5 protein-coding genes and 2 tRNA genes are annotated in these 4,869 nt (G+C 71.9%); 6 read left to right on the top strand and 1 reads right to left on the bottom strand.

Annotated features, from left to right (window positions below):
• The coding region (locus tag IFT36_RS15120; RefSeq protein ID WP_249408673.1) for an NAD(P)-dependent oxidoreductase at positions 1–985 on the top strand (985 nt) is incomplete at its 5' end.
• 114 nt (positions 986–1,099) lie between these two features.
• Positions 1,100–1,172: transfer RNA gene (locus IFT36_RS15125), tRNA-Asn, on the top strand.
• A gap of 161 nt (positions 1,173–1,333) precedes the next feature.
• Here the strand turns inward: IFT36_RS15125 and def are convergent.
• The gene (gene def / locus IFT36_RS15130; RefSeq protein ID WP_192123500.1) at positions 1,334–1,900 is read right to left on the bottom strand and encodes a peptide deformylase; all 567 of its coding nucleotides are present in this window, start codon (positions 1,898–1,900) and stop codon (positions 1,334–1,336) included.
• A gap of 41 nt (positions 1,901–1,941) precedes the next feature.
• Between def and IFT36_RS15135 the strand changes: the two genes are divergently transcribed.
• The 4 genes from IFT36_RS15135 to IFT36_RS15150 all read left to right on the top strand — a co-directional run bounded on the left by IFT36_RS15135 (position 1,942) and on the right by IFT36_RS15150 (position 4,823).
• Positions 1,942–2,856, top strand: a complete 915-nt coding sequence (locus tag IFT36_RS15135) for a DMT family transporter (protein ID WP_192123502.1) — start codon at positions 1,942–1,944, stop codon at positions 2,854–2,856.
• A gap of 94 nt (positions 2,857–2,950) precedes the next feature.
• Entirely contained in the window at positions 2,951–4,234 is a 1,284-nt protein-coding gene (locus IFT36_RS15140) for a glycosyltransferase (protein ID WP_307785130.1), read from the top strand.
• 58 nt (positions 4,235–4,292) lie between these two features.
• Positions 4,293–4,366: transfer RNA gene (locus IFT36_RS15145), tRNA-Ile, on the top strand.
• Positions 4,367–4,481: 115 nt separating this feature from the next.
• Positions 4,482–4,823 (top strand): hypothetical protein, encoded by a 342-nt coding sequence (locus tag IFT36_RS15150; protein ID WP_148053615.1) that lies wholly within the window; start codon positions 4,482–4,484, stop codon positions 4,821–4,823.
• Positions 4,824–4,869 lie beyond the last annotated feature (46 nt).

Raw genomic sequence — 4,869 nt, forward strand, 5'->3', positions numbered from 1 at the left:
CGGCCACCGCGCGGTCGTCACCGCGGGCCCCGTCCTCGCCCCGGGGCGACGCCCGACCCCGGGTGCCGTCTCGGTGGCCCCCCGCCCCACCCCGGTCTTCGTCGACGCCGTGAGGGCCGGGGGAGCGGACGTCGTCCCCCTGGGCCCGGAGACCCGTGGCCTGGTCTGGCTCTCGTACCGCGACCCCGACGGCCTGGCCCGCGCGCTGGACGAGAACCCGGGCATCGAGTGGGTCCAGCTGCCCTACGCCGGGGTCGACGCCTTCTCCGAGGTCATCACGGCCCGTGCCGACCGCGCGCTGCCGCTCTGGACGAGCGCCAAGGGGGCGTTCGCCGAACCCGTCGCCGAGCACGCCCTCATGCTCGTGCTGTCGCTGCTGAGGGTCGTTCCCCAGCGCGTGCGCGCCACCTCCTGGGCCACCGAACAACAGGGCCGGTCGCTCTACGGACGGCACGTCGTCATCGTCGGGGCGGGGGGCATCGCGATCGAGCTGATGCGCCTCCTGGCCCCGTTCGACGTCCGGGTGACCATCGTGCGCCGGTCGAGCGAACCCGTGCCCGGGGCCGACCGGACCGTCCCCGTCGAGCGACTCGACGAGGTGTTGCCCGAGGCCGACGTCCTCGTCCTCGCCGCCGCCGCGACGCCCGGCACGGCAGGCCTCCTCGACGCGCGTCGGCTCGCCCTGCTGCCGGCGACGGCCGTGCTCGTCAACGTCGCGCGGGGCAGCCTGGTCGACACGGACGCCCTCGTCGAGGCGGTCAGGGCGGAGCGACTCTGGGGCGCGGGGGTCGACGTCACCACGCCCGAGCCGCTCCCCGACGGGCACCCGCTCTTCGGCGAGCCGCGTGTCGTCGTCACGCCGCACCAGGCGGACACCCCCGAGATGACGGCCCCGCTGCTGGCCGAGCGCATCCGGCTCAACGTGCGGGCCTTCCTCGGCGACGGGGAGTTCGTCGGCGTGGTCGATCCGCACGACGGGTACTGACGCGGCGGTCGGAGCCGTGCGACGCGCCGCGTCGTCGGCGTGGTCCCTCGGGGGCTCAGATCTTTGCTAGTGTTGTCTCCGCTGTCACGGACGAAAGTCCGGGGCGGTTGCCATTCCTCGATAGCTCAATTGGCAGAGCAGCCGGCTGTTAACCGGCAGGTTGTTGGTTCGAGTCCAACTCGGGGAGCGAAGGCCCAGAGGCTCCACCCTCTGGGCCTTTTCTCTTTCCCGGTCCGTCCTGGGCCTTTCTCGCCGTTCCGTTCCGTTCCGTGCCCGAACGAAAAGGAGGCGCGTCCTGCGGTTCGCAGGACGCGCCTCCTCGGTCTCGGGGTCGGCCGGGGCCGGCCGTCAGTCCTCGAGGTGGTCGACGCCCGGCAGCCAGGTGCTGCCCGGTTGTCCCCAGCCCTTCTTGCGGACCGCCTTCGCGGCCGCCTTGTGGAAGGGGTGCTCGAGCCGGTCCGCGTACAGGATGCCGTCGAGGTGGTCGTACTCGTGCTGGAAGACGCGGGCGAGCCAGCCCCAGGCCTCGATCTCGACCGCGTCGCCCTCGAGGTCGGTGGCCCGCAGCACGACGCCGTCGGCACGCCGCAACGGGAACCTCTCGCCGGGCACCGAGAGGCAGCCCTCGGACTCGGAGTCGTCGTCGAGCGGCTCGATCGAGAGCGGACTCTGCCAGAGCGTCGGGTTGATGGCCACGCCGCGCCACAGCTCGCCGTCGTCGTCGGTCCACGAGTAGACGAACAGCCGCTTGCCGACGCCCACCTGTGGGCCCGCCAGACCGACGCCCGGGGCGGCGTCCATCGTCTCGAACATGTCGGCGACGAGGGTGCGCAGGTCGTCGTCGACGACGGTCACCTCGGAGGCGGGGGAGTGGAGCACGGGGTCACCCGTGATGGAAATGGGTCGAACGGCCATTCGTCCAGACTATCCAGCGCCACGGCACTACCGTGGACGCCGTGACGACGGACATCGGGGAGCTCACCCAGCAGGTATCCCTGACCCCCTACCAGGCGCTCGGCATCCCGATCGCGCTGATCGGCGCGGTGTTCCTCTCGATCGGCGCCCAGCTCCAGCACCAGGGCGTCGCCAAGGTCGAGCGACGGATCGGTGCGGCGAAGAGCGGCATGAACGTCCGCCAGGTGCTCGCCCTCGTGGGCCGCCCCTCGTGGGTGCTGGGCACGCTGATGCTCGGCCTCGCGATCCTCTTCCAGCTGACCAGTCTGCGCATCGCCCCGCTCCTCGTGGTGCAGCCGCTCGGGGCGGTCGCCCTCGTCATCACGGCGGTCCTCAACTCCCGTTCGACGGGTCGACGACTCGACCGGCGCGCCAAGCGCGCCATCCTCTTCTGCGTCGGCGGCGTCGGGCTCTTCGTCACCGTGGCGGCCTTCACCGCCATCGAGCCCGAGATCACCACCCGGCAGCTCGTCACCGTGCTCGTCGTCCTCGCCGTCGTCGGCTCCGTGCTGGGCGTCGCCTTCGCCCTGTTGCGTCGCCGTCGCAGCGCCCTGTTCTACATCATCGCCGCGGGCGTGCTCTACGGCTTCGTCGCCACCCTCGCCAAGGTCGTCCTCAACCGGGTCTTCGCGGGCAACTTCGACTGGTTGACGATCGTGTGCATCGTGTTCCTGCTCGCGGCCGGACTGCTCGGCGGGTACTTCGTGCAGAACGCCTACTCGTCCGGCCCACCCGACCTCGTCATCGCCGGTCTCACGGTCGTCGATCCGCTCATCGCGGTCGGCATCGGCATCGTCGTCCTGGGCGAGGCGCAGAACGCCCCCGCGATCGCCGGCGTCTTCTTCGTCGTCGCGGCCGCCATCGCGGTCTACGGCGTGTTCCAACTCGCCAAATACCATCCCCAGACCCGAGCCTGAGCTAGCGTGGGGTCGTCTCGCCCGCCGGTCGACGATCGTCCGGGCGAACGACGCGCCGCACACCCCACCGAGCACGAGAAGGACGCCACGACCCGTGACACCTGCCCCGACGCCCTCGGAACCCGGCCGACCCGACGACGCGACGTCGGCTGACGTCGCGACCCGCGCCTCCTCGGGGTCGTCCGACCGCCTGACCGTCCTGATCGCGGGTGACACCTTCCCGCCCGACGTCAACGGCGCCGCCAACTTCACGGAGCGGCTCGCCGTGGGGCTCGCCCGGCGCGGCCACGACGTGCACCTCATGGTGCCCGCGGCCAGCCGGCACCACGGCACCTTCCTCGAGCAGCACGGCGGCGTGACGTTGACCGTCCACCGGCTGTACTCGACGCGGTGGCCGTTGCACGACTGGCTGCGCTTCGCCACCCCGTGGCGCGTGCAGGAGCACGCCGAGGCGATCTTCGACGAGATCCACCCCGACGTCGTCCACATCCAGTCGCACATCGTGATGGGCCGGGGCGTCGCGCAGGTCGCCGAACGCCGGGGCGTGCGGATCGTCGCCACGAACCACTTCATGCCCGAGAACCTGCTCGAGCACACCGGTCTGCCCAAGGGGCTGCGCGCCAAGGCGACCCAGATGGCGTGGAACGACGCGAGCAAGACGTTCCACAAGGCCGCGGCGATCACGACCCCCACGCAGAAGGCGGCCACGTTCCTCGAGAAGTCGGTCGCGGTCACCGGAGTGCTCGCCGTCTCCTGCGGCATCGAGGCCGGGCACTACACCGCCCTCGACACCCGTCCGACCGAGAACCGCATCGTGTTCGTCGGCCGCGTCACGGCCGAGAAGCAGATCGACGTGCTGCTCAAGGCGATGACCCTGCTCGACCCGGCCCTCGGCGCGACGCTCACGATCGTGGGCGGCGGAGACCTCCTCAAGCAGCTCCAGACGACCAGCCGCGACCTCGGCCTCGCCGACGTCGTCACCTTCGCCGGGTACCTGTCCGACGACGAGTTGCGGCGCACGCTGACCGAGTCGACGGTCTTCGCCATGCCGTCGATCGCCGAACTCCAGAGCATCGCCAGCCTCGAGGCGATGGCGTCGGGGCTGCCCATCGTCGTGGCCGACGCCATGGCCCTGCCGCACCTGGTCGACGAGGGCCAGAACGGCTACCTCTTCCGCCCGGGCGACAGCCGCGACCTCGCCGACAAGCTCACGACGGTGTTGACCGCCCCCGACGACGAGTACCTCGCGATGCGCCGGGCCAGCCTGAAGATGATCGAGGGGCACGACATCGAGCGAACGCTCAGCGTGTTCGAGAGCCTGTATCGTGGTCAGCCGGTGGTCCCCTCCACCGACGCGGCGTCCGACCGCGCGCACTGACGGTCGACCGCGGCACCGCCCCCGGCCGGCCACGGCTCGCACCGGTGGGCCGACGCGAGGGGCGGTAGCTCAGCCGGTTAGAGCAGTCGACTCATAATCGATCGGTCACGGGTTCAAGTCCCGTCCGCCCTACTCGTGGTGTCCGGTGTCGCCTGCCCCGGTTCCGGTCGGTTCGCGGCCTCCGGGCCTGCTGTGAGCGCGGCCGCGTCGTCGCCCGGCGTCCGTCGTGCGTGGCACGATGTCGTCCATGTTCACCAAGCGGCCCCGACAGCCGGAGCCCGACCCCGACGCCTGGGGCGGCGCCTCCTCCGACGACGCCGGGCGATCCGGCCCGGCGCGCATGGGCGTGGGGGCCCAGGTGTACGTCCTCGACTCGGACGAGGACCCTTCGACGCCGTTCCCGTACGGCCCGACGGGCATCGTGGTCCGGGCCGGGGGCAGCGCCTGGCAGGGGGTGTCGGCCATCGGCGGCTCGGCCCGCACCTGGTGGGTCGAGTTCGACTCGCCCCAGATCGACCGTGACGGCGACGGGCCCGTCTCGCAGGCGCAGGTCGCGGAGCGCTGGCTGCGCCTCGCCCCCCTCGCCTGACCCGCCGCCGCACCGCCTCGCCCCGCCCCGGCGCCCCCCACCCCCC

This window comes from Frigoribacterium sp. CFBP 13605, assembly GCF_014839405.1.
Lineage (GTDB): Bacteria > Actinomycetota > Actinomycetes > Actinomycetales > Microbacteriaceae > Frigoribacterium.